Annotated in this window: 1 protein-coding gene and 1 pseudogene; both read left to right on the plus strand. The window is 77.0% G+C overall.

What is annotated here, in order from left to right:
• A pseudogene (locus tag ACOV8S_RS05450) lies at positions 1-300 on the plus strand (hypothetical protein); the annotation flags it as partial.
• 129 nt (positions 301-429) lie between these two features.
• A complete protein-coding gene (locus ACOV8S_RS05455; RefSeq protein WP_448316385.1) occupies positions 430-1,875 on the plus strand; it encodes a PepSY-associated TM helix domain-containing protein in 1,446 nt (481 codons plus the stop codon).
• Positions 1,876-2,148: the final 273 nt, after the last annotated feature.

Genomic DNA, 2,148 nt, shown 5'->3' on the forward strand with positions numbered 1-2,148 from the left:
TCCATGCCGCACCCGGCGCCCGCCCCGCACCACGCGCACGACTCCGCCGCACCGGACGCCGCGACCGCGATGGGGGCGGCACACGCGCTGGCCACACTCGGGGCCGTCGTGGTCCTGCTGCGCGGCGAACGGCTGCTACGCCACCTGGCGCGGCTGCTGGCCCGCGGGATGCGCCTCCCGGTGCCGGCGGGCGTGCCGTGTCCCGAGACCGTCCGCGTACCGAAGCCGTCCGGTCCGCCGCCCCTGTCCTTCGGCGCTCTCCTGGCCCGCGCCCGCGGCAGGCGCGGGCCCCCTCGGTGATCCCGGCCGCCGCCCGCCCCACGCGGGCGCGGCCGGAGCACACCCGTCCGGACCCGGTCCGGACGGGATGTCGTCCTGTCCACCTTTCGCAGCGCGCCGTGCCACGGCGCGCCGGACGAGGGATCACCCATGACCACGACCGAAACCGGCCCGGCCGCACAGCCGGGCCCGGCGGGCGCACCCGACGAGGTCCGCCCGCACCGTTCCCGCCAGGGCTTACGCGCGCTGCTCCTGCGCCTGCACTTCTACGCCGGCGTGTTCGTCGCGCCGTTCCTGTTCCTCGCCGCCCTCACCGGGCTGCTCTACGCGTTCACCCCTCAGCTGGACCAGCTCGTCCACGGCGACTGGCTCGCCGTGGAGCAGGTCGGGGACGCGCCGCGTCCTCTGGCCGAGCAGCTCGAGGCCGCCCGTGCCGCCCACCCCGAGGGCACGCTCACGTCGGTGGTCACCCCGCCGGGTCCGGAGGACACCACCCGGGTCGTGTTCTCGTCCCCGGAGTGGGGGGACAGGCAGCACACCGTGTTCGTCGACCCCTACACGGCCGAGACGCAGGGCGAGCTGACCACCTGGTGGGGAGCCACACCGGTCACCACCTGGCTGGACGAGTTCCACCGCAGTCTCCACCTCGGGGAGCGCGGCACGCTCTACTCCGAACTCGCGGCCAGCTGGCTCTGGGTCGTGGCGGCCGGAGGCCTGGTGCTGTGGATCGGGCGGAGCCGGGGACGGCGTGCCCCCACGGCCCGCGGCGTCCTGCTCCCCGACCGCTCCGCCACCGGCGTCCGCCGGACGCGGAGCCTGCACGCCGCGACCGGCGTCTGGCTGGCGCTCGGCCTGTTCTTCCTCAGCGCCACCGGCCTGACCTGGTCGCAGTACGCGGGCGCCCGGTTCGACCGGGCGGTCGACGCCGTCCGGGGACAGGCGCCGGTGCTCGACACCACCCTGCCCGGATCGGGTCCGGTCGAAAGCGGCGGCGGCCACGCCGGCCACGGTGGCGGGGGCGGCGACGCCCTCACGGCCGATCCGGCGGACTTCGACGCGGCCCTGCGGGCGGCCCGCGACGCGGGACTCGGCGGCACCGTGACCGTGACCCCGCCGACGGGGGAGGGACTCGCCTGGACGGTGGCCCAGAGCGACAACGTCTGGCCGGTGCACTACGACAGCGTCGCCGTCGACGTCGCCGGGGGCGAGGTGACCGACCGCACCCGCTGGGCCGACCATCCGCTCGCCGCCAAGCTGAGCAAGCTCGGCGTCCAGGCGCACATGGGCGTGCTCTTCGGCATCGTCAACCAGATCGTGCTCGCGGCGATCGCCGTCGGCCTGCTGTGCGTGATGTCCTGGGGATACCGCATGTGGTGGCAGCGGCGGCCCACCCGTGTCGACGGCCGGGCGGCCTTCGGGAAGCCGCCGGCCCGGGGCGCCTGGCGGAGCCTGCCGCTTCCGGTGCTCCTCGTCGGGGTCCCGGCCGTGGTGGCCGTCGGCTGGGCCCTGCCCCTGCTCGGCGTCACCCTGGCGGCGTTCCTCGTCGTCGATGTCGCGGTGGGCGCGGTCCGCGGACGGCACGCCCGGCGTCCCTGACGCGCCCGACGCGCCCGACGCGCCCGACGCGCCGACGTGGGGAAGGGAGCGCGGGGTTTCGTGGTCCCCGCGCTCCCGGGCGTGCCCGGGCACGCCGGACCGACGCCCGGGCGAGGGCCCCGGGCGTCGGACCTGGCGGGTCCGGACAGGCGCCGCGGTGCCTCGACGACACCGCCCTGACGGCCGGCCGGCGAGGTGGTGCCACCGAGCGCGGCCACCTCCGTGTGCCGCAGCCGGTGCACGCCGCGTGCCGCACCGGCTGCGGCACACGGA

The organism is Streptomyces sp. CO7 (assembly GCF_053474865.1).

Excerpts from the sequence above, each read along its gene's own strand:
- ACOV8S_RS05455 (WP_448316385.1), top strand. The coding sequence starts at position 430 with ATGACCACGACCGAAACCGGCCCGGCCGCACAGCCGGGCCCGGCGGGC.